Origin of the sequence: Flavobacterium piscisymbiosum (genome assembly GCF_020905295.1) — a bacterium.
Lineage (GTDB): Bacteria > Bacteroidota > Bacteroidia > Flavobacteriales > Flavobacteriaceae > Flavobacterium > Flavobacterium piscisymbiosum.
Genome location: NZ_JAJJMM010000001.1, coordinates 1,659,715 through 1,681,966, shown reverse-complemented (window position 1 = coordinate 1,681,966; position 22,252 = coordinate 1,659,715). Strand labels below are relative to the sequence as shown.

At 34.3% G+C, this 22,252-nt stretch carries 17 protein-coding genes, 3 tRNA genes and 1 pseudogene; 5 read left to right on the top strand and 16 right to left on the bottom strand.

Annotation, left to right across the window (positions count from 1 at the left end; translation table 11 throughout):
• Window positions 1–109: 109 nt before the first annotated feature.
• Window positions 110–496: a DUF423 domain-containing protein gene (locus LNP81_RS07545; protein WP_230034689.1), complete on the bottom strand. Its 387-nt coding sequence runs from the start codon at window positions 494–496 to the stop codon at window positions 110–112.
• Window positions 497–688: 192 nt separating this feature from the next.
• On the opposite strand from LNP81_RS07545, the gene LNP81_RS07540 reads away from it, so the two are divergent.
• Window positions 689–2,053 carry a saccharopine dehydrogenase family protein gene (locus LNP81_RS07540; RefSeq protein WP_230034687.1) on the top strand — a complete coding sequence of 455 codons (1,365 nt, stop codon included), beginning with the start codon at window positions 689–691 and terminating at the stop codon, window positions 2,051–2,053.
• Window positions 2,054–2,353: 300 nt separating this feature from the next.
• Here the strand turns inward: LNP81_RS07540 and LNP81_RS07535 are convergent, their stop codons facing one another.
• From LNP81_RS07535 to LNP81_RS07520, 4 genes are all read right to left on the bottom strand, one after another.
• On the bottom strand, window positions 2,354–3,577 hold the full coding sequence (locus tag LNP81_RS07535) for a M56 family metallopeptidase (RefSeq protein ID WP_230034685.1): 1,224 nt from the start codon (window positions 3,575–3,577) through the stop codon (window positions 2,354–2,356).
• Window positions 3,574–3,945 (bottom strand): BlaI/MecI/CopY family transcriptional regulator, encoded by a 372-nt coding sequence (locus LNP81_RS07530; RefSeq protein ID WP_230034683.1) that lies wholly within the window; start codon window positions 3,943–3,945, stop codon window positions 3,574–3,576. Before LNP81_RS07530 ends, LNP81_RS07535 begins: the two co-directional genes overlap by 4 nt.
• 202 nt (window positions 3,946–4,147) lie before the next feature.
• The gene (locus LNP81_RS07525; protein WP_230034681.1) at window positions 4,148–4,570 is read right to left on the bottom strand and encodes a toxin-antitoxin system YwqK family antitoxin; all 423 of its coding nucleotides are present in this window, start codon (window positions 4,568–4,570) and stop codon (window positions 4,148–4,150) included.
• 730 nt (window positions 4,571–5,300) lie between these two features.
• Window positions 5,301–6,689, bottom strand: coding sequence for a dipeptidase (locus tag LNP81_RS07520; protein WP_230034679.1), 1,389 nt, complete (start codon window positions 6,687–6,689; stop codon window positions 5,301–5,303).
• A gap of 109 nt (window positions 6,690–6,798) precedes the next feature.
• Between LNP81_RS07520 and LNP81_RS07515 the strand changes: the two genes are divergently transcribed.
• From LNP81_RS07515 to LNP81_RS07500, 4 genes are all read left to right on the top strand, one after another.
• A tRNA-Leu gene (locus tag LNP81_RS07515) sits at window positions 6,799–6,880 on the top strand.
• Between the two features lie 224 nt (window positions 6,881–7,104).
• Window positions 7,105–8,073, top strand: a complete 969-nt coding sequence (locus LNP81_RS07510; RefSeq protein ID WP_230034677.1) for a nucleotidyltransferase domain-containing protein — start codon at window positions 7,105–7,107, stop codon at window positions 8,071–8,073.
• 36 nt (window positions 8,074–8,109) lie between these two features.
• Entirely contained in the window at window positions 8,110–8,478 is a 369-nt protein-coding gene (locus tag LNP81_RS07505; protein WP_230034675.1) for a type II CBASS E2 protein, read from the top strand.
• Window positions 8,471–9,232, top strand: coding sequence for a hypothetical protein (locus LNP81_RS07500; RefSeq protein WP_230034673.1), 762 nt, complete (start codon window positions 8,471–8,473; stop codon window positions 9,230–9,232). Before LNP81_RS07505 ends, LNP81_RS07500 begins: the two co-directional genes overlap by 8 nt.
• Before the next feature lie 288 nt (window positions 9,233–9,520).
• On the opposite strand, the gene LNP81_RS27445 is transcribed toward LNP81_RS07500, so the two are convergent.
• The 11 genes and pseudogenes from LNP81_RS27445 to LNP81_RS07445 form a co-directional block, all read right to left on the bottom strand.
• Window positions 9,521–9,691, bottom strand: coding sequence for a hypothetical protein (locus LNP81_RS27445; RefSeq protein ID WP_346432736.1), 171 nt, complete (start codon window positions 9,689–9,691; stop codon window positions 9,521–9,523).
• A gap of 715 nt (window positions 9,692–10,406) precedes the next feature.
• Window positions 10,407–10,934: pseudogene (locus tag LNP81_RS07490) on the bottom strand (HAD family hydrolase); the annotation flags it as partial.
• 404 nt (window positions 10,935–11,338) lie between these two features.
• A complete protein-coding gene (locus LNP81_RS07485; RefSeq protein ID WP_230034669.1) occupies window positions 11,339–12,922 on the bottom strand; it encodes an MFS transporter in 1,584 nt (527 codons plus the stop codon).
• 1 nt (window position 12,923) lies between these two features.
• Window positions 12,924–13,976: an HlyD family secretion protein gene (locus LNP81_RS07480; protein ID WP_230034667.1), complete on the bottom strand. Its 1,053-nt coding sequence runs from the start codon at window positions 13,974–13,976 to the stop codon at window positions 12,924–12,926.
• A gap of 202 nt (window positions 13,977–14,178) precedes the next feature.
• Window positions 14,179–15,489, bottom strand: a complete 1,311-nt coding sequence (locus LNP81_RS07475) for a TolC family protein (protein WP_230034665.1) — start codon at window positions 15,487–15,489, stop codon at window positions 14,179–14,181.
• 372 nt (window positions 15,490–15,861) lie between these two features.
• A complete protein-coding gene (locus tag LNP81_RS07470) occupies window positions 15,862–16,674 on the bottom strand; it encodes an AraC family transcriptional regulator (RefSeq protein ID WP_230034663.1) in 813 nt (270 codons plus the stop codon).
• A 243-nt stretch (window positions 16,675–16,917) separates the two neighbouring features.
• A tRNA-Asp gene (locus tag LNP81_RS07465) sits at window positions 16,918–16,991 on the bottom strand.
• Between the two features lie 735 nt (window positions 16,992–17,726).
• Window positions 17,727–17,800: transfer RNA gene (locus tag LNP81_RS07460), tRNA-Asp, on the bottom strand.
• Between the two features lie 86 nt (window positions 17,801–17,886).
• Window positions 17,887–18,813: a DUF58 domain-containing protein gene (locus tag LNP81_RS07455; RefSeq protein ID WP_065451498.1), complete on the bottom strand. Its 927-nt coding sequence runs from the start codon at window positions 18,811–18,813 to the stop codon at window positions 17,887–17,889.
• Window positions 18,810–21,383 carry a M1 family aminopeptidase gene (locus tag LNP81_RS07450; protein ID WP_230034661.1) on the bottom strand — a complete coding sequence of 858 codons (2,574 nt, stop codon included), beginning with the start codon at window positions 21,381–21,383 and terminating at the stop codon, window positions 18,810–18,812. The genes LNP81_RS07455 and LNP81_RS07450 overlap by 4 nt, the downstream gene beginning before the upstream one ends.
• A gap of 345 nt (window positions 21,384–21,728) precedes the next feature.
• Window positions 21,729–22,202 carry an SgcJ/EcaC family oxidoreductase gene (locus LNP81_RS07445; RefSeq protein WP_230034659.1) on the bottom strand — a complete coding sequence of 158 codons (474 nt, stop codon included), beginning with the start codon at window positions 22,200–22,202 and terminating at the stop codon, window positions 21,729–21,731.
• Between the last annotated feature and the right edge of the window lie 50 nt (window positions 22,203–22,252).

Here is a 22,252-nt window from a genome sequence, read left to right as displayed (position 1 = left end):
TTTACATATCAAAGTAAAAAACAAGAGAAATTCACATAAATAAGATTATATGTTATTTATGTGACAAAATTAAAGATTAATTTTTAGATAGAATTTTTTATTCGGTATTTTATGATTTTCTCTTCAAAATCGTAACAAATAACACCGCCCAAGCAATAATTAATAGAAAACCACCCAAAGGAGTTGCGAATACGATAATTTTGAAATCGAAAACTGTAAGACTTTTAGTAGCTAATAAATAGATAGAACCACTAAACAGAAGAACACCTGCAACAACCAAATTGTAGATTGCTTTTACGGTTTTTTCAGCGATATCTTTTCGTGTCGAAAGAAAAAGTAAAAACAGAGCATGATACATTTGGTAACGAACACCAACTTCAAAAGTATTTAACTCTTCTATAGATAAATATTTTTTGAGTAAATGAGCACCAAAGGCACCCAAAATGATTGATAACATTCCCATAAAAGCTGCTGCTAAAACAATTCTTCTTTTCATATTTTCTATACTTTTTATTCTCCAACAAAAATACTTCAATACATTCTAAAAAGCATTTGAGTTTTCAAAAATCTTTTCCGGAAAAAGAAATTCATTACAATTTGGCTTCAAAATAAAAAATAATACACTTTTTGAAAATTAAAATTGTTATATATTTAACATTTTAATATATTTGTGTTACAAATTTAAACAATGAGAAGTATTTTAATCTTTGGAGCCGGAAGATCTGCATCGTCGCTGATACGTTATTTATTAGCAAAATCAGAAAGCGAAAACCTACACCTTGTTGTAGCTGACTTGTCTTTGGCTTTGGCCGAAAAAAAGACTCAGAATCATCCTAATGCAACTCCAATTGCTTTAAATATTTTTGAGACCGAAGAAAGAAAAGCAGCAATCGAAAAAGCATCTATTGTAATCTCGATGTTGCCTGCTCATTTGCATATCGAAATCGCCAAAGATTGTATCGAATTCAAAAAACACCTTGTTACAGCATCTTACATTAGTGATGCCATGCAGGCGCTTGACGAAGAAGCCAGGAAAAACAATTTGATTTTCATGAACGAGATTGGTCTTGATCCCGGAATCGATCATATGAGCGCCATGAAAGTTATTGACGAAATTAGGGCGCAAGGTGGCAATATGCTTCTTTTTGAATCATTCTGCGGCGGATTAGTGGCTCCAGAATGCGATAACAATTTATGGAATTACAAATTTACCTGGGCGCCACGAAATGTAGTTCTCGCTGGACAAGGCGGTGCAGCAAAATTTATTCAGGAAGGCACTTATAAATATATCCCGTACGGAACGGTTTTTCGCAGAACCGAATTTCTCGAAGTAGAAGGTTACGGGAAATTCGAAGCGTATTCTAATAGAGATTCGCTTAAATACAGATCGATTTATGGTTTAGATGATATCCTTACTTTATATCGTGGTACTATCAGAAGAGTGGGTTACTCGAAAGCCTGGAATATGTTTGTGCAATTGGGCATGACGGATGATAGTTATATCATGGAAGATTCTGAAAACATGAGTTATCGCCAGTTCGTTAATTCGTTTTTGCCTTATCACCCAACAGATTCTGTAGAAATTAAAACGCGATTGATTTTAAAAATCGATCAGGACGATATTATGTGGGACAAACTTTTGGAACTGGATTTATTCAATCCTGACAAAAAAGTCAATTTACCCAATGCAACTCCAGCCCAAATATTAGAAAAAATATTGTCTGACAGCTGGACATTAGAACCAAATGACAAAGACATGATTGTGATGTATCATAAATTTGGATACATCCTAAATGGCAAAAAACAGCAAATCGATTCGAAAATGGTTTGTATTGGCGACGACCAAACTTATACTGCAATGGCAAAAACCGTTGGATTACCGGTTGCAATGGCAACTTTATTGATTTTGAACGGAAAAATTACAACTCCGGGCGTACAGCTTCCGATAAAAAAAGAAGTATATCAGCCTATTTTAAAAGAGTTAGAAGAATATGGGGTTGTTTTCAACGAACAAAATATGCCCTATTTTGGATATAATCCAGACTTGTTTTAAGGTCTGGTTTTGTTGGTTTTTTTTTAGAATTTTTTTAGTTTTTAATTTTATCCGCTTCTACTGACTAGAAGCGGATTTTTTTTTAAGACTAATTTTTTTTCTAGCTACAAAGGCGCTAAGACACAAAGATTTTTTGAATTGGCTATAGCTAAAAAAAAATACATTTAATTAGGATTAAAGATTTCGGCTGAATCCAATTCTTTTCTAAAAAAAAAAAACTCCAGCTAAAGCTGGAGCCTATTCATATCAAAAGAAAACCTTTGGCCCTTTGCCTCTCTGCTTCTTTGAACCTTAAAAAAACTATTCCGCAGACTGAAATGTAATTGGTAAACTGTACATTACTCGAACGGCTTTTCCTTCCTGAGTAGCTGCTGTCCATTTTGGGGAAAGCTTTAAAACGCGGATTGCCTCATCGCCTAATCCGTAACCTGGATCTTTTATGGTTTTAATATCCGATAAAGTTCCGTCTTTTTCAATGATGAATTGCATATAAGCCTTTCCTTTGATCTTAATTTTATTAGCTTCTGCAGACATTTTAAAATTTTCTCCAATAAATTTATAGAATTTTGTGAGACCGCCTGGAAATTCAGGTAATTTTTCAACATCGGCGAGTACATAAAGGTCTTTTTCTTTAACATCAGCTTTGTTCAATGCTTTTTGAGCCGTTGCTTTTGTACTAAAAACAAACAATAACAAAGCATAAACTACACCTACACTAAATACTTTTAATACAATTTTAATCGGAGATTCTTTTTTGGTCATCATAAGTAAACGTTTTTTAGTTATTAAATAATTAATATTACTTGCTAAGGCAACTGTATTTTTATTTGAAGCAAAGTCCAATAATAGATTCTGATAACTTTTTACAGATCCAAACTGTTTATTCACGGCTTCATCTGCCAAAAATTCGTGATTGAGTTTAATTGCTTTTTTGTAAAAGACAAGCAACGGATTGAACCAAAAAACAATTTGCATAACTTCTATAAAAAGAATATCCAAAGTATGTTTTTGATCTAAATGTGCTTTCTCATGCGCTATTAGTTCTGATGGAATTTTACCTTTTTCGAATTCATTTTTATTGATGAAAATCGATTTCCAAAAAGAGTGCGGCAAAATAGGTTGCTCGATTAAAACTATTTTTTCGCCTTGTATAAATTCTACCTGATTATTTTTTATTCTTTTGAAAAATGAATACAAATTCAGAACAAGACGAATCGTTAACATCAAAACTATAAAGGTGTAAACAATTCCAATTAAAACAAACACAAAATCATTTACTGAAATCATCTCAGCATTTTCATTGCTTTTTTGAATAACCAATTCTTCAAGTTGAATGAATCCAATTTTGTTCGAAAAACCAGAAGCAATCGAAATAAGTTGCAACGGAATCACGAAACTAAAAACCAAACTTCCCAATAGATAAATGCGATTAAAACGAAACATTTTTTCATTTTCAAGCCACAATTTATATACTGCATAAAAAACCAAAAGCAGTATTCCTGATTTTAAAAGATAGAGTATCATTTTTTCTTTTTTTGAATTTCTGAATCGATTATTTTTCTAAGTTCTTCTAATTCTGATGCCGACAAATTGGTTTCTTTGGTAAAAAAAGAAGCAAATTGTGATGCCGAATTATTAAAGAAACTGCTGATTAATCCGTTTACGTGTTTCGAGAAATAAACGGTCTTTTCGACCAAAGGATAATATTCTCGAGAATTTCCGAATTCGTTATAGGCTACGAATTTCTTGTCGATCATTCGTTTCAAAAGCGTTGCCACGGTTGTGGTTGCGGGTTTTGGTTCCGGATACGCTTCGAGCAAATCTTTCATAAAAGCTTTTTCAAGCTTCCAAAGATGTTCCATTAATTGTTCTTCTGAGTTTGATAGTTGCATTTTTTTTTTAAGTTTCTAAGTTACTAAGGTTCTGAGTTGCTGAGTTTTTTTTTGCCACTGATTAGAGTGATTTTTTTGATGATTACGATTAATCTTTATTCTTTATTCTTTATTCTTTATTCTTTATTCTTTATTCTTTATTCTTTATTCTTTATTCTAAAAAAAATCCGCGTCAATCCGTTTCATCCGTAAAATCCGTGGGCTATTGTATTGCTTTTTCTGAAATCAAATCCCCGTTATTGTATTTTTTTATTTCGGTTAGTTTTCCTTTATCAGAATAGAATTTCCAATCACCAAAATAGAACCAATGTGTTTCTACAGCATTGACTTCGATTTTTGTTTTTCCTTTTGATTGTAGTTTTCCGTTTTCATAATAATATTTTACGATACAGATTCCGTTTTTGTATTTTTCGGTTTTGTAGATTTTTCCGTTGATGTAGGATTTCCACTTTTTTACCGGCTGATCATTTTTATAATATTCGAACGATTTGTATGTCGTACTATCTTGTTCGTAATTATCGACCCAAAGTCCTTCTTTCTTTTTATCAATCTTCTGATTGATGGGTTTGCTTTTACAACTTAAAAGCATGATTCCGCAAAAAAATAGCAAAAGAAGGTTTTTCATATTTTTTGAATTAACTCTACAATCATAGATGTTGTTCTACAAATGTAGAGTTATTTTTTTAATAAGCAAAAAAAAAAGTCACTAAGATTCTAAGTTGCTAAGGTTATGAGGTTTATTTTTTCAAGTTCAAAGGAACAAAAGCTCAAAGGGGCAAAGGTTTTGAATAGGCTCCAGCTTTAGCTGGGGTTTAGAATAAATGCGAAGGAAATGGCTTTAGCCGATTTTTTTTAGGTTCAAAGGTGCAGAGATACAAAGCGACAAAGGTTTTGAATAGGCTCCAGCTTCAGCTGGGGTTTAGAATAAATGCGAAGGAAATGGCTTTAGCCGAATAAATACGCTTATAAAACATTAAAGAATTCGGCTAAAGCCAATTACTCTTTTCACAAAAAACTCCAGCTGAAGCTGGAGGCTATTCAATATAGATGCGAAAAACCCTTGTTCCTTTGAGCCTTTGTTCCTCTGAACCTTTTTTAAGCGTTAGGGATAGAGGCGGTATCTCCCGATTTAGAAAAACAAGGCTTTTTAGCCGTAGTTTTTGTTAATCGGGAATATAGCCGAAAGCCCGACCGAAGGGAACGCCCAGAAACATATTAAATTTCAAAGTTTTAATATTCTAATAATTAAACTCCAAATTCCCAAAAAAAAAAAAAAATCCGCTTACTCTAAAAAGAATAAACGGATTGTATTTTTATACCTAACAGGTTTTGAAAACCTGTTAGGATAATAGAATTTACTTAGAAAGCTCTACGAAATATTTGTAAAATAACGGAATAGTCTCGATTCCTTTTAAGAAATTAAAGATTCCGAAATGCTCGTTTGGTGAGTGAATTGCATCAGAATCTAAACCGAAGCCCATAAGAATGGTTTTGCTTTTTAATTCTTTTTCGAACAAGGCTACAATTGGGATACTTCCGCCTGAACGAACCGGAATTGCAGGAACTCCAAAAGTTTCGGTATAGGCTTTGTTTGCCGCTTTGTATCCAATACTGTCAATTGGCGTAACATAACCTTGCCCACCGTGGTGCGGCGTTACTTTTACTGTAACTCCAGACGGTGCAATGCTGGTGAAATGTTTGGTGAACAATTCTGTGATTTCATGCCAATCCTGATTAGGAACCAAACGCATTGAGATTTTAGCAAATGCTTTGCTCGCAATAACCGTTTTTGCTCCTTCGCCTTGATATCCGCCCCAGATTCCGTTTACGTCTAATGTTGGACGAATTGAGTTGCGTTCGTTGGTTACATATCCTTTTTCGCCGTAAACATCGTTTAGGTCTAAGGCTTTTTTATATTTTTCTAAGCTAAAAGGCGCTTTTGCCATTTCGGCTCTTTCCTCAGCAGATAATTCCTGTACTTTGTCGTAGAAACCAGGAATGGTAATATGATTGTCTTCGTCATGCAAAGAAGCAATCATTTTTGCCAAAACATTGATTGGGTTCGCTACTGCTCCACCGTATAAACCAGAGTGTAAATCACGGTTTGGTCCTGTAACCTCAACCTCTACATAACTTAAACCACGTAAACCTGTCGTGATCGACGGTTGTTGGTTCGAGATCATTCCGGTATCTGAAATAAGAATTACGTCGTTTTTCAGCTTTTCCTGATTGCGTTCTACAAACCAGGCCAAACTTGCTGAACCTACTTCTTCTTCGCCTTCAATCATGAATTTTACATTACAAGGCAAAGTATTGGTTTGCACCATAAGCTCTAAGGCTTTTACGTGCATGTACATTTGACCTTTGTCGTCGCACGCACCACGAGCGAAGATTGCGCCTTCCGGATGAATTTCGGTTTTTTTAATTACGGGTTCGAATGGTGGCGATGTCCATAATTCGATTGGATCTGGTGGTTGAACATCATAATGTCCGTAAACAAGAACTGTTGGTAAATTTGGGTCGATTATTTTCTCTCCATATATAATTGGATACCCCGGAGTATCGCAAATTTCGACTAAATCACAGCCTGCTTTTGATAAACTTTCCTTTACGGCCTCGGCAGTATCGATAACATCTTGCGAATATGCAGTGTCGGCACTTACCGACGGAATTTTTAATAATTCGATCAACTCATTGATAAAGCGATCTTTATGTTGTTGAACGTAGGACTTAATATTTTCCATTGAAATAATTTTTATAGAATTTCAAAAATACAAAAAAGAGAATTAATATTTTTTTTCAAAAAATGCTTTGAAATATAGAAGTTATGTTTATCTTTGCACCCACAATTGAGCGGATATGGTGAAATTGGTAGACATGCCAGACTTAGGATCTGGTGCCGCAAGGCGTGTAGGTTCGAGTCCTATTATCCGCACTGAAAAAAAGCTTCTGAGAAATCAGAAGCTTTTTTGTTTTAGATTAAATTTTCTTCAGAAAGAAAATAAATTATCCTATTCAATCTTCAAACAGTAAATACCCCAAAAGACAAATTAAAAATTAATTTTAGGCTTTTAAGTAATTTAGGCAGAAAACACGTCATTTTGACATGTTTCCCCATTTGGCATAAACTTTGACAAAATTATGTTAAATTTCACTAATATGACCAAATTAATTAAAAAAATAACCGAAATGATTGAAAATATCTCGGTTACAGACAAACAAGAAGATAGTATTACTTCTTCAGTTGAAAATTTAAATAATAAACTAACACATGAGGATTGTGACTTATTTGTTCAAGAAACATTTACTAATGGTTCGTGGGAAAGAGATACAATATTAAGACCACTTGATGATGTTGACGTTTTTGCTGTTCTCAATAAAGCTGAATGGATTGACGAAGAAGGCAATTTACCTAACCCTCAAACAGTTCTTACAAATTTTAAGGATTATCTTAATGGTATTGGAGATTATAAAGACAAAGTTTCTCAATCTAGACCTTGTGTCACAATTGACTTAAGTAAAATTAATTTTGATGTACTTCCTAGCTTTGAAGAAGGCGATGGCTACAAAATACCAAATCATGATCTAAAAAGCTGGACATTTACCAATCCTATAAGCTTATCGCAAAGATTAGAGGATACTGATAAATATTGTGGTTATAATCTAAAAAAAGTAATTAAGGCAGTAAAATATTGGAACAGAGAAAATGACAAAATGATACCTTCTTATATCATTGAAGAAATTGCTATTAGCATTTTTGAAACTGACAAGTTTTCTGATCTTGAGGAAGGAATACGTCTTTGGTTTTTCAACGCCGAGAATCACTTAAAATCTAAAGATTTTACTTCTGAGAATAAATTCAATTCAAGCAAAGACAATATAGAAGAAGTTAAACAGAAACTTGACGAAGCAAAAAAATTAGTTGATTCTGATAAAGAGTCGGATGCAATAAAAATTTGGAAAGAAATTTTCAGAAAAGAGTTTCCAACAGCAAATATTGAAGAAGCACGAAATTTTTCAAGTGAACTTTCTAAAGGAAATTTAAAAATTGATTCCTCTGGCTTGCTGTCAACAACTGTTGGTAAATCAATTACATCTTCAAAAGGATATTATGGGGATAGTAAATAAAAAAAACACTATAATCCAAATATTCAAATTCAGGCGATGAAGTCGAATTATCCACAATTCAGATCAATTGTAAAAGGAGACGAAATTGAATTTATAGGAGAACTAATTGTAAAACCAGAATTTCCAAAATATACCGTATCGATAACATACCGTGGAAATTTAAGACCTTTAGTTAGAATATTGAGTCCCGTTTTAGTTGAAAAACCAATTCATTTCTACCACGAGAGTAAATCTTTATGTCTCTATCACCCTAAAGATTACAAATGGTCTCACGGTAAATTAATTGCTAAGGATATAGTTCCTTGGACAGCAGGATGGATTTATTTTTATGAAGTATGGCTGGAGACCGGTAAATGGTTAGGCCCTGAAGCTGAACACATTAAAAACAATAAAAAAGATGAGTGAAAAAGTACCACATGCAAATTATTATGATTGGCTGAATAAAACTAGCATTTTTTCTAGTTCAATTCTTGTTGTCTCAATTATTATTTCCGTTTTTCTTCTTGTTTTAGAATTTTTTAAATTCTCTGTGGAGGGAATCAAGGAATTCTTCAACTGTGCTCTTGCATTTCTGTCAGTAATTTACTTTGTTATTGATTCTATTCAAAGTTATGTTTTTCATAAAGCAGAAAGTATCAGAAGTTTAGATTTTATTGACAACAGTTTAGATTCTAGTTTTTCGGAAGAAAATTCTAAAGATTACTTCTCTAATGAAGAGGTAAAAGTTGGTATAAATAAATTAGGTATAAATAATTTTGAAAATGTTTTTTTTACGAAATGTATAACTTCAAAAATGCTTCCAAAGGAGTATATAAAATTAAGTATAGTATTCGTAGTTTTTTTATTTGTCTGCATATTTTCCAATAAAGAAATTATTACTCTAGTTTTTCAGTCTGCCTTACCGTTTACAATAATTCTACAGACATTTAAACTTTACAAATTAAATTCAAATGTTAAATCTGTATTTAATAATTATAAATTAATTTTCAAATCAGTTAATGAAGAAAAGATTGTTCAAAACATTGTTAACAACATCATTATTTATGAAAAGAACTTATCTTGGGCAGGCATTTCATTAGATAGCAAAATTTTCAAAAAAATGAATACACAACTCTCTTCTGAATGGGAAAAAATTAAGCAGAAACATTGCAAAGTTTAGACTATTCTTTTAATCTATGATTTGTAATTTCCATAAGTAACGGCAAGCAGATCGGCATATATTGCTAATTTTCTTTGCGGAGTTACTTATGGAGATTTCTCCTCCGTGGAAATAAAAACCTATATTGCAATATTTATACAATCTGTCATGTTTGACGGGTGATTTTGAATATTATCAACAGGTCATTTATCATGAAAAAAAAAGTTAGTAAGATATCTCGTTTTTTTACCGATTTGTTGTTTTATTCACTCACATCGAAATAAGCTTGCAAAAAGCGCCTTTTCTCTATCAATCAACATCCAAATAAGGATCTAAAGCTTCGGCTAATTTATTGAGCCAATAAAAATTATCTTCAATATTTTTTACTTCAGATTCTACCGTTTCGCATCCACGCATTACACATAAAGAAAGAATATGATTTACTTGTCGTATCGTCTTTGCCATATCTACGGGATCCATAACATCAATAAAAAAATCTTTTAGTCTTGCTTCAACTTCTTTTGAAAGATGATTTTTGTTCCTAATTTTAAAGTTTGAAAAAGCAAAAATCCTCAAAACTTATTTTCATTTGAACCCATATATGCGTTCAACTCTAATTATTATTTTCATATATAAAATCAAATTTTGGCTAAAGCCTTTCTTAAAAAAAAAAAAACCTCCAGTTAAAAACTGAAGGCTATTCGCTTACTTTATCATTTCTAACTGCAAAGATGGATTAAAATCCATCCCTACAATATGTTCCGTTCCTCCGGAACTCTTTGTGAAATTCCGGAGGAATGATTTATTTTGTAGCTAGTCCCAATAGCTATCGGGATCAATCCCTTGGAGCGTAAAGCAACCCCAATCTTGTCATTTCGAGCGAAGGGAGAAATCCTCGCGAGAAGCTCCGCAAAGAATATCCGTCAATCTTTGTCGAATTACTAGTGTGATTCTTCGTTCCTCAGAATGACAAACTGTGCGTAAAAAAACCTTTGTCAAAGTTCGAAACTTTGACAAAGGCTGTATTTAAATGAACTTATATCTCTTATATGGTTTAAAAATTCTAGCTGTTTAATAATTCCAAAACTTTATCGACATTAATTTCGCTATAATCATTGATGTAAAAACTACATGGCGGAAGCTGTTCTTTTGTATGCGTACTCAAAACGCCAACCACTTTCATTCCTGCATTTAAGCCCGCTGTAACACCCGAAAAAGAATCTTCGAAAACAATACAATCAGACGGAGAAACGCCAACGCGTTTGGCAGATTCCAGATATACTTCGGGATTTGGCTTATGAAATTTTACGTCTTCGCTTGCCATTACAGAATCCATTTTGTCTTCGAATTTTAGTGCGCCCATAATCAAATCAAGATTCGCGCGCGGTGCAGATGTTGCCACAGCCGTTTTGAAACCTCGAGATTTCAGTTCGCTTAAAAAATCCAAATAATGCGGAATGGTTTCGACTTTGTCTTTATAAATTTCACGAAACATTCCTTCTTTTTCGTCTTCGAGTTTTACGAGTTCTTCTCCCGCAATTGGGCGCTTGAAGAAATGCGTCATAATATATCCATTATGTTTTCCGTACATATGTTCTTCAAATTCCTGCTCTGAGTGAGAAATTTGATATTTATCGAAAAATGCCTCGAAAGCTTTTGCATGATGCGGATTGGTGTGACAAATCACGCCATCCATATCAAAAATTACACATTGCTGCTTCATTGTATTTTATTTTTTTAACGGTTGCAAGATAAGTTTTTTCGCAGAGTTGCACAGAGATTTTTCGCAGAGATTCGCTGAGTTTTTTTTAATCTCGCAATCCCCATAGCTATCGGGAGCAGAGGCGCAAAGTTTTTGTTTCACGCAGATTTTAAAAAGATCTAAGCGGATAAACGCAGATATTATTATAATCAAAATTAAATCTGCTAAAATCTGTAGAATCTGCGTGAAAAAAATCCTTTGAATCTAATCTGTAGCTTTAAAATAAAATCTTTGCGGCTTCGCGCCTTTGCGAGATTAAACCCGACAAAGATTGGGCTTTCGTTGCAGAGTTCCGTGCGTGTCCTTCGACTTCGCTCAGGATGACAAAAAATGCGAACAACTTCAAACCTGAAACAAAAAAACATTTACCCTATCCAAATCTTGCTCTTAACCAACGTCATTGTTTGTCTTAAATGTTGATTGCATGCAATAAGAATAATTAAAACCACCAAACCATAACCTACGATGGTATAAATCTCCATATCGGCCAGTAAAGTCGATTGTTTGGTGATGGTTCCGAAGACTTTTTTTAAGGCAAGAGCATTCGACTCGTCAAGCGAATATCCTTTTGCAGCGAAACTCTGCGCTGTTTTGGTGATTGTTTCCTGAGCTTGCGGATTATCTCCGGTTACGAATTGGCTTAGTTTAAGAAAGTGTTTTTTGTTTAAAAATACCATCGCATTCTGCATGACACAAAATCCAATTGTGCTTCCCCAGAAACGTCCTGAAACCCCAACAATTCCTGAAGAAACCGCCATTTTTGCCGGAACCGATGATGTAGTGAATAATATTAACGGTACAAATAAAAATCCAACACCAATACCTTGCAGAATATACGGAATGATAATATCTGATAAAGCGACATCAGGTACAAAAAGGAATGTAAACCAAAAGTGAAATAACGCAATTAACGAAAACCCGATGATAAAAATGACTTTGGTCGAAACGGATTTCATTAGAAAAAAAGCAGCCAAAATAAGTCCGATTACGTTTCCTAATCCGTTTATGTATTGTACTCCGGCAACTCGGGATGGATCCCAATTCCAGATTGAATACATCGCCGAATGACAAAGACTCAATGTTGCTCTGCTGATGTAAAAAAGGAAGAACAATAAAAACCCAATTCGGAGATTGGCGTATTTAAAAACTTCGAAATCAAAAGTGGGTCTTTTTACCAAAAGTTCTTTAAAAATAAATAAACCTCCTGTAATCAAGGCAATCATTAGCATTAAAACCATGTGCGAAGACTCAAACCAGTATTTTTTTTCGGCATAAACAAAAAAGTAAGCACCACAAAGAATCGCCGTTAAAACCAAAATATAACTGATCCAGTCGATTTGATACAACGGAATTTTCTTTGTGATTCTATGTCCGCGAAAAGTAACCAGAATCAAAAAAACATTCAGAACCTGAAGTCCGCCCGAAACATACAACATGTATTTCCAATCGTAATGATCCAGAAACCAAACGGCGATATTCATGATAAACGGCGTTGACAATAACAATGATCCGTAATAAAAAGAGAAACCAATTATGATGGCGTTTTTTGAATGAAACTGTTCTATCAACAATTGTCTGATTGTAATAACCGGAAGCGCCATTAAAATCCCTTCGGCAACACGCAGCAATAAAAAGACATAAAAGTTCGTAATATAGGCTGATGAAATTATCGTAATCCCAATAACCGAATAAACCGCCATGAGATAATTTTTGGCAGGGAAGAAACTCGAAAATCTACTTTCGATCAAAATCGTGGCCAGCAAAGTTCCGTAGGTAACACACATTGCAAACTGCAAATCTTCGGGCTCAATGTCCAGAAAACTCGCTGCGTAGGTTACGTTTGAAGTATAAACTCCCAATAAAATCATGGAATGCAAGAGACAGACAAACAAAATAATTATGATTGCCCATTTTGGAACCCAGGATTTAAAAATACTTTTATCTTCCATTTTATTGGTGTTCGGCGATAACGGTGATATTCATTCCGGCTCTTAAAAATTCAGCGTGTTTATTAGTTTCTTTCAATTGAATACGAACCGGAATTCTTTGTTCGATTTTTACAAAGTTTCCTGTTGCATTATCCGGTGGCAATAACGAAAATCTCGCACCACTTGCAGGAGATAGTGAAGTGATGATTCCTGTAAATTCTTTACCACTCAATGCATCAGCCTGAATGCGAACTTCCTGACCAACGGTTAAATATTGCAATTGCGTTTCTTTAAAATTGGCCGTAATCCATTTTTCTTTACTTACTATCGAAAGCAACGACTGTCCTTCTTTGACCATTTGTCCCGGTTGCAAAGTTCTCTTGCCTACCCAACCGTCATATGGCGCGGTAATTATGGTATATGAAAGAAACAATGCAGCATTATCAGCCACCGCTTGTTTCGACGCAATATTGGTTTGCATCGTAGGAACATTGGCCTGAGCCTGAGAAGTACTTAAATTCGAAGACTGAATTCTTTCTCTCATTTCCTGAAAATGGGCTTGCGCCGATTCGTAATCTGCTCGTACTTTCTCTAATTGTTGCGATGTTGCGGCTTCGTCTTTTACCAAAGCCTGATAACGTTCGTATTCTAATTTTGTTTTCCAAAGATTGGTTTTGGCTGCAGCCAATTGCGATTCTCCAATTGCAGTTGAACTTGCGGTCGTTGCTACATTTTTCTCTGCCACAACGCTGCTTTGTTTCGCGCTTTGAACATCGGCCAGCGCCACATTCAATTTTGATTTGTATTCTCGATTATCAATAATAACTAAAGTATCACCTTTATGTACAAACTGATTTTCATCAAAACGAACTTCCTGCACATAACCCGTAATACGCGACATAATTGGCGTTACATATTGCTCTACCTGCGCGTCATTGGTTTCTTCGTGATTACTATTGAACACATAAAACCAAATCCCCAAAATGATTCCGCTTGCTACTAATATGCAGGCAATAACTGTTATTAATACATGAAACGTTCTGTTTCTTTTAGTTTCATTTTTTATCTTAACCATATTATTTTATATTCTTTATTTCTATTTTTTCTAATTCTCCACCGGATTAATCCCGATAGCTATCGGGACGGCGCTACAATATGAATCGTTCCTCCGGAACTTAAAATCTATATTCTTTACTATTCTCTTGCTTCTAAAATCTTTCTTCTTGCTTCTTTCTTCTTGCTTCTTTCTTCTTGCTTCTTTCTTCTTGCTTCTTAAATTAAATCTGATCCGGCATTATTCCGGCCGTATGAAGTAATTCATAATGTTTAAGAATCGCATCCAATCTTGTAGAAATCTTATTGTATTTTGCCTGTAATAAAGCATTATCAGCATCGACCATTTCGGTTATTAAAACCAATTGGTTTAAGTATTTTAGTTTTACAATTCGGTAATTTTCATTGGCCAAATCCAAAGCTTTGTCAACCACCACAAACTTTTCAAGGATTTCCTGATATTGTGTATGTTCTTTAAACAACTTGTCCTGAATTTCATCTTTTATAATTTCAGACTGCATTTTTTGCCATTCGATTTGCGTCGTAGCTTGCTGTACTTTGGTTTTGTTTTTATACAAAGCCGAAATATCAAAATGTGCCTCAATACCAATTTGCCCTAAAGTGTACAAATACGGATTTGGCGGAAAAAATTTGTAGTTAGGATAATAAAAACCATAATTCCCAAAGAAATTTACTGTTGGCAGATAATTTCCTTTCACCAATTTCAGTTCTGTTTTCTTGATGTTTAATTCCTGGCTGGCGATTCGCATTTCTTCGTTCTGAAAAGCTTTTTGTAAATAAAAATCATACGGATCCAAGCCATTCATTTTATCCATATTGGCCGTAGTATCAATTGCTACTTCTTCGTTTTCCGGAAGCTGAATCAAAGTTTTTAAATCATGCAAGGCGATTTTTATATTCTTAGAATTCGTCAAGGAGTTTAATTCACGATCAGAAAGTTGTAATTCTGCCCTAAGAACTTCGTTTTTGGTAACGGTTCCGTGTTTTTGCAAGGACTGAACTTCTTTTAATCGGCTTTTTTCTTCTTTGATGTTTTCTTCAAAAATCTTCTGAAGTTCCATCATTTTATAAATCGCCAGATAATTCGCCACCACTTCGAGCTCGATATCATTTTCGGTCTTTTCGGTTTTTATTTTGGCAATTTCGTTTTCCTGATTGGCAATTTTAATAGCGTTGTTGATCTTGTTTCCAGCATAAATTGGCATTTTAAAGGTAGAATTCACCTCATAAATTTCAGGAATCGCCTTCGTTACCTCTTTGTCTTTCAAAAAACCGCTTCCTTTGAATTCCGTAATATTGGTAATTCTCGAATAAACGCCGTTTAATTCGATATCCGGTAAACGGAGTTCTTTTCTTTCTTTGATGTTTTGCTCTGAGAGCGTAGTCTCTAATTGAGATCTAAGGATTTTTTTATTGTTTTCTTTGGCCAGTTTCACCGCTTCACTTAATGAAACCGAATGAATTTCCTGTGCTTGTACATTACTGAATGTTAATACGATTATAAATATCAACACGATTTTGAGAAAACAATCTTCTGTAGAATTTGTTGTTTTAAGGAACATGAATATTTTAAGATTTTAATACTGCAAAGTTCCTGCATTTTTTTGGTGACTGATAATTCTAAAAAGTCAATAACATATTCATTTCGGACAAATGTTAAAATTTTATTTCCCGAAAACGTTATATTAAAATACTGAATAATAACTCATTAAGAAAATAGACATGATTTCAGGGTTTCAAGCTCCCGATAGCTATCGGGATAAAAAGATTTAGGCAGATTATACTATTTTGAAGTAAAAATCTCTCGCAGATTTGGCAGATCAAGCAGATAATTACATTTTAAATAAAGAATCTGCTAAATCTGCGCGAGAATAATTTCATCTGTTTTATAGAATATTCTCTCCGTTAAAGTAATCAGAAGGTCTTTGTCCGAGGAATTTAAAGAAAGTATTACTGAATGTCGGAACACTATTATAACCAACTTCCAGCGCTACCTCTTTTACCGAAAGTTTTCTTTCTAATAAAAGCTCAATTGCTTTTAGAATTCTTCGAATGGTATAATATTGAATGAATGACATATTAAGGTCTTTCTGGAACAAGCGATACAAAGAGCGTTCGCTATACCCAAATTGATGCGCAACCTCAGCAAACAGAATCGTTTCGCCCAAATTATTCTCTATATGTCGCAGAATTTTACTCAAACGCGGATCTTTGGGCTGCGGTAACTCTAAAGGTAAATTGGTCAGGCAAATTTGAGGTAATATTGCTTTGATGGCTTTGGCAATGGCAAAATTCGGACTTCCTTTTTTAAGATCACCATTCCACCTATTAGTAAAAAGCATCATTTGCAATAATAAATTATTGACCGGATAAATGCCTTCACTCTTATAAAATATATCTTCGTCTTTTTCAACCGGAAAATATAAGTTTCGCATGGTCACACTTTCAGATTTTGGCTCAATACTGTGCGCAACACCACTGGGGATCCAAATAAAATGTCTTGCCGGCAAAAAATAGGTTTTGGTTTCTGTTGTTACAAAAACTACATCACCTTCGGCATATAGCAATTGTGCTTTGTCGTGTTTGTGTGTAGGCACAAACAATTCACCCATCAGATCGTGGTGGCAGTAAATGCTTTTTTTATCGGCATCTACTTTTTTGATATAGTATTTATCTAGTTTCTGACCGGAATGTTCCATTGAAGTAATCGAATATCTTTCTTGTGCTATAAATGTAGGGAAATTTAAATTCCAAAATTTTAAAAAATTCCAAATTCCAAAACTGGATTGTGTAGATCTAACCGAAGGGCACAAGGTAAAAAAGCAAAGTTCGCAAAGCTTAATTAAAAACTTTGCGAACCTTGCGTAAATCTTAGCGCTCTTTGCGGTTCAGCCTTAAAAACAAAAAAGCCTTTCCGTTAAGAAAGGCTTCTTCCAATATTGCGGTCTGGACGGGACTCGAACCCGCGACCCCATGCGTGACAGGCATGTATTCTAACCAACTGAACTACCAAACCAACTGCGTTATTGTGAGTGCAAAAATACAACAGAACTTGGATTATACAAGGCTTTTTGCGAATAAAATTTGAGAAATTTTTAATGAACTGATTTTAAAGAAATTCCAAAGTTAAATCTAGACGCTTCGGGACCAAATTCCAGATCTAAAAAGCTAAAAAGCCGAATTTAACCGCAAAGTGTGCAAAGTTTGTATGCATGATTGGTCTATAAAAACGCAAAGTGCACAAAGCTTTGCCTTGAATCAACTTTGTGAACTTTGTGTTTTCTCAACCTAATATAAAGTAAAAACAAAAAATCCGCAAAGCTTAAAAAAACTTTGCGGACTTTGCGTAAATCTTAGCGTTCCTTGCGGTTAAATATTCTCAAGCTAATATAAAATAAAAACAAAAAATCCGCAAAGCTTAAAAAAACTTTGCGGACTTCGCGTAAATCTTAGCGTTCCTTGCGGTTAAATATTCTCAAACTAATATAAAATAAAAACAAAAAATCCGCAAAGCTTAAAAAAAACTTGCGGACTTTGCGTATCCCGATAGCTATCGGGATTGTGTTCCTTGCGGTTAAATCAAAAGTGTCCTAAATCAAAAAAGCCATCCACAAAAGTGGAAAGCTTTTCATTGGTCTAACTACTAAACCAGCTACGAGTTACAAAGTCGTAGCAAAACAACACAACTAATCTTAGATACCGTATTTGGGCAAAAAAGCCTTTCCGTTAAGAAAGGCTTTTCCCAATATTGCGGTCTGGACGGGACTCGAACCCGCGACCCCATGCGTGACAGGCATGTATTCTAACCAACTGAACTACCAAACCTCTGCGTTATTGCGGTTGCAAAGATAGTACAGAATTTCATTTCTGCAAGCGTTTTGCTAAAAAAAATTAAATATATTTTCAAATTATTAGCCAAAGTTTTGTTTTTCAACTAAATATGTAGTCAATATTTTTTCAAAATTATCGCCAACATTCACCGGAACGTACTTAATTTGGTTCTTTGCACAAGTCAAAGAGAGTTTTTTAAAGTACTCCTCTGCCCTTTTTTCATACTCTGCTTTTACATTATCGGCAAAAATAGATACTTCTTCGCCTGATTCTAAGTCGATAAACTTTCTTGGCGTATTGTCAAAGTCAAATTTAAGCTCTGTTTTATCATCAACTACATGAAACAAAACTACTTTATGCTTATTGTGTTTAAGGTGCTGCAAAGCATTAAACAGCTTCTCATCATCTTCTGACTGAAACATATCCGTAAATATAATAATCATCGAACGACGGTGCATTTTCTCCGCAATTTGATGCAAATATGTAATCGTATCGGTCGTTTTCTTCACTTTTGGCTGCTCTAATAATTGTTCCAGTTTATTGAGCAACATTCTATGATGGCGATCGCTTCCTTTTTCGGGAGCATAATATTCGTAACTGTCTGAGAAAACGCTCAAACCTACGGCATCACGCTGTTTCTTTAAAATATTCATTAAAACTGCCGAAGCCAAAACCGCAAAACCAATCTTCTTTTCATAAAAAGGCTGACCTGATTTTAGTTCCGGATAATGCATCGACGACGAATTATCGACAATCAAATGACATCGTAAATTGGTTTCTTCCTCAAAACGTTTGGTATACAAACGGTCCGTTTTGGCAAACAATTTCCAATCGATATGTTTGGTGCTTTCTCCTGCATTATACACTTTATGCTCTGCAAATTCTGCCGAAAACCCATGAAACGGACTCTTGTGCATTCCGGATATAAAACCTTCTACAACCTGATTTGCCAGCATTTCGAGATGCTGAAAACTGGATACTTTCTCTATTTCCGATTCGATTTTCATTCGGTTTCCTTTTTTATATTTTGTGCGCGGTATAAACCATCTGTCGCCTGCAACAGTTTTCTTTTTAATATCGGACTAAAATTAGGGTTTTCTTTTAAGAATCGCTGCACTTCATCAAAAGCATATTTCGACGAATATTTACCAATTGTATTATTCAGCCAGTCTTTTGGAAAGAAAATATCTCCCGTACGCTGAATTTCTTCAACCAAATCTAGCGAAAATCTAATGTATTTTTGAGCACTTTTCTGATGCAACGGATGATTGATATTCGCCAAACCTACAGCGACCCAGGATTCTTTCTCCCTATTTTCATCGTCTTTTAATAATTTTACAAACGCATCGCGAACCATTTCATCTTTCGATAAAGACGGCAGCAAAAAATCAAATCGCTTTTGTTTGTCCGGATTTGTAATTGTTGTTCTGGCTTTATTCAGAATTTCATCGGCTTTACTATGTTTAAATATCGCCAGATTCGTTGCCATATTGGTGTAATCATCCTCGTTTAATTTTAAGCTTTGAATCACTTTTTCTTTGCTCCATAACGAATATAATTTGGCTTTCGCCGAATTTGAATACGCAATCGAACTGAATAAATTAAATAAAGTCTTTTTGATGTTGCTTGGTAAATTGGCTTGTAAACGACTGTACAAAACAGCTTCTAATTGTTTCTGCGCTTTGGTTTGTTGTTTTTCGGTTAGGAATTTCCAAAAGACATTACTCGTTTGATTGGTAATTACTTTCAAAACCAACTCGTTTTCTTCCTGCTGAATTCCTTTTAAAAAACAATCAAAAGCTTTACCTGGCGTAACATTTCCTGTTAAGGTATTTTCATAAATATTGATATAGGTTGACGCTCTTCCTACCTCATCTTTCAAATTCAAAACAGATTCTATATTCCCGTCAAGCGGAAAAACGCCGTAACCAAAACCATTATAATTGTAAATGATACTAAGCGGTTTTTCAAGTCCAATGGCTTCTTTCAGTGATAAATTCCTGTCTTTTATATTGACACTAAGTACTTTTACCTGATCAGGATATACTAAACCAATATCAAAAATCTGAGGCCACACATTATCAGATTTGCCTTCTGCCTCCTGCCAAATTTCAAACGATGAAATTCGGTTTTGAACATCGTATTTTATCTGATCACTAAAAATCGCTCTTCCATATTTATTCACCCAAACTTCGCTCCACTTTTTCATGTCAAGTGGTGTTTCGGCATCCAGAATTTCGACCAGATTATTCCAGTCGGCATTGTCGTTGGCGTATTTTTTAATGTATTTTTCAATTCCTTTCTGGAAAGCTTCCTTTCCCATCGAAGCTTCGAGCTGGCGCATCATAATTGGGGCTTTATTATAAATAATCGCTCCGTAAAGTGATCCGGCATCTTTTAGATTCTCCAAATGTTGTTTTATCGGATGTGTACCCAACGAACGATCTTCCGCGTAAGCGTTAGGATAATGCGCCGTTAAAAATTGTAGATTATGATTGACTTTCGGAAAAATCGGGTTCATGATTTTATCTGCCATAAAATTGGCAAAGACTTCTTTCATCCAGACATCGTCGAACCATTTCATGGTAACCAAATCGCCAAACCACATATGCGAGGTTTCGTGTGCAATGAGTTTGGCACGATCTAATTTCTCGCTGTCGGTTGAGCTGTTATCCAAAAACAAAGTCGATTCTCTATACTGAATCGCGCCAACATGTTCCATTCCGCCATATTGAAAAACCGGAATCGAAGCAAAATCTAACTTCTGAAAAGGAAATTTATAATTGGTATATTTTTCTAAAAAGTCAACCGATTGTTGGTGTAAATTAAAAATAGTATCGGCGCTTACTCTGAATTTTTCCGGATTGTTTTCACGATATAACATCGTCATTTCTCTATTGCCTGGTTGCTGTGTCACCGTTTTAAATTTTCCGGCAACAAACGAAAATAAGTATGTACTCATTTTATCTGATTCTCCAAAAGCATAACTCGTAAAATCTCCTTTTTCTACTTTCTCTTTTACATCGGCTCCAGCCAAAACTGTCCAGTCTTTAGGAACCGTTAAACTCAATTTGTAAGTAGCTTTTATATCGGGCTGATCCAAGCACGGGAATAATGTACTGGCGCGATCCGGAACTAATAAAGTATACAGAAAATCATCGTTTCGGTTTAGGGATAAATTTCCAGCTATAAACGAAATCGCAACTGTATTTTTTCCTAAAATCAAGTCTTTATCAGCAATAACAATATGTCCTTTTTCGTGAACAATGGCAATACTTTTTTCGTTTACCTGAATTGATTTTATGTTGGATGTTTTCTCTTTAAAATCTAAATATAAAGGCTGACTCAAATCTGACAAAGTCAAATACAATTTCAAATCTGATTTGATATTTTCGGTTTTCTGACCCGGAATTTCAAATCCCAAATCATATCGAACATCTGAAACTTGTTTTTTTCGAAAAATAGCCAATTGTTCTGAAACACCATTTTCTAAAAGAAGATTTTCTTTTTGTTTCGATTGAGAAAAACCAATTGTTGTAAATGCGAGAACACAAAGAAAGCTGTAGAAAATTTTCATTTTTAAAGGAATGTTAGATCTGTAAAAATAAAAAAAGTTTGTCACGAATTTCACAAACTAGCACGAATTAAAATTCTTTTTGCCACAGATTACGCAGATTAAAATGATTTTTTTTATCTGTGTAAATCATTTATCCCGATAGCTATCGGGAGTCGTTAACTTTTCAAACAATATCAAAATAAATAATTCGAGCTAGTTTGCCACGAATTTCACGAATTAGCACGAATTAAAATTCTTTTTTGCCACAGATTACACAGATTAAAATGATTTTTTTTTAATCTCTGTAAATCATTTATCCCGATAGCTATCGGGATTAGCTAACTTTTTAAACGTGTTATTTAAAAATTATCTCGGTGGAGCATTTACCTGAGTTACCTGCATAGTAGTAATTTTCCAGATAGTATTCTGTTTTTCGAAAACTGCTGTAATAAATTTAGTGTTTACAGTTCCTTTTTTAACAACTCCTCCAGGAACAGCATAATCCTCTTTTGCTGTCAAAGTTTCTTTTATATGTGCATAAGCCGCATTTTCAGATAAAAATTTAGCATCGATCCATTCCAATTTTATCGATGTTGGTTTAATACAACATTCGTTAATATGAGAAAACTGAGTCATTATTTCCTCTTTTCCTTTCCAGTACATTCCTAAAAAATTAATTAAAACAGCGTCTTCACTAAAGGCCTGAGAAAAGGATTTCATATCGTTTTTATTCCAGTCTAATTCCTGTTGCTGAATAATTTTTTTAAGTGCCTCATCTTTGCTCTGAGCTAAAACAACTGTCGTGCTCAACATTACAATCAATAAACATATTGCTTTCATATTCAATTATTTAAAGTGATTAATTATCTAAAAAAAGGTTATCAAATTTA

Bases quoted from the DNA above. Each gene is read 5' to 3' on its own strand.
- LNP81_RS07445 (WP_230034659.1), bottom strand. From the start codon at position 22,202: ATGAAAGCAATATGTTTATTGATTGTAATGTTGAGCACGACAGTTGTT.
- LNP81_RS07520 (WP_230034679.1), bottom strand. From the start codon at position 6,689: ATGGAAAATATTAAGTCCTACGTTCAACAACATAAAGATCGCTTTATC.
- LNP81_RS07450 (WP_230034661.1), bottom strand. From the start codon at position 21,383: ATGAAAATTTTCTACAGCTTTCTTTGTGTTCTCGCATTTACAACAATT.
- LNP81_RS27445 (WP_346432736.1), bottom strand. From the start codon at position 9,691: ATGGATCCCGTAGATATGGCAAAGACGATACGACAAGTAAATCATATT.
- LNP81_RS07540 (WP_230034687.1), top strand. From the start codon at position 689: ATGAGAAGTATTTTAATCTTTGGAGCCGGAAGATCTGCATCGTCGCTG.
- LNP81_RS07485 (WP_230034669.1), bottom strand. From the start codon at position 12,922: ATGGAAGATAAAAGTATTTTTAAATCCTGGGTTCCAAAATGGGCAATC.
- LNP81_RS07510 (WP_230034677.1), top strand. From the start codon at position 7,105: ATGACCAAATTAATTAAAAAAATAACCGAAATGATTGAAAATATCTCG.
- LNP81_RS07500 (WP_230034673.1), top strand. From the start codon at position 8,471: ATGAGTGAAAAAGTACCACATGCAAATTATTATGATTGGCTGAATAAA.
- LNP81_RS07455 (WP_065451498.1), bottom strand. From the start codon at position 18,813: ATGAAAATCGAATCGGAAATAGAGAAAGTATCCAGTTTTCAGCATCTC.
- LNP81_RS07530 (WP_230034683.1), bottom strand. From the start codon at position 3,945: ATGCAACTATCAAACTCAGAAGAACAATTAATGGAACATCTTTGGAAG.
- LNP81_RS07535 (WP_230034685.1), bottom strand. From the start codon at position 3,577: ATGATACTCTATCTTTTAAAATCAGGAATACTGCTTTTGGTTTTTTAT.
- LNP81_RS07505 (WP_230034675.1), top strand. From the start codon at position 8,110: ATGAAGTCGAATTATCCACAATTCAGATCAATTGTAAAAGGAGACGAA.
- LNP81_RS07480 (WP_230034667.1), bottom strand. From the start codon at position 13,976: ATGGTTAAGATAAAAAATGAAACTAAAAGAAACAGAACGTTTCATGTA.
- LNP81_RS07525 (WP_230034681.1), bottom strand. From the start codon at position 4,570: ATGAAAAACCTTCTTTTGCTATTTTTTTGCGGAATCATGCTTTTAAGT.
- LNP81_RS07470 (WP_230034663.1), bottom strand. From the start codon at position 16,674: ATGGAACATTCCGGTCAGAAACTAGATAAATACTATATCAAAAAAGTA.
- LNP81_RS07545 (WP_230034689.1), bottom strand. From the start codon at position 496: ATGAAAAGAAGAATTGTTTTAGCAGCAGCTTTTATGGGAATGTTATCA.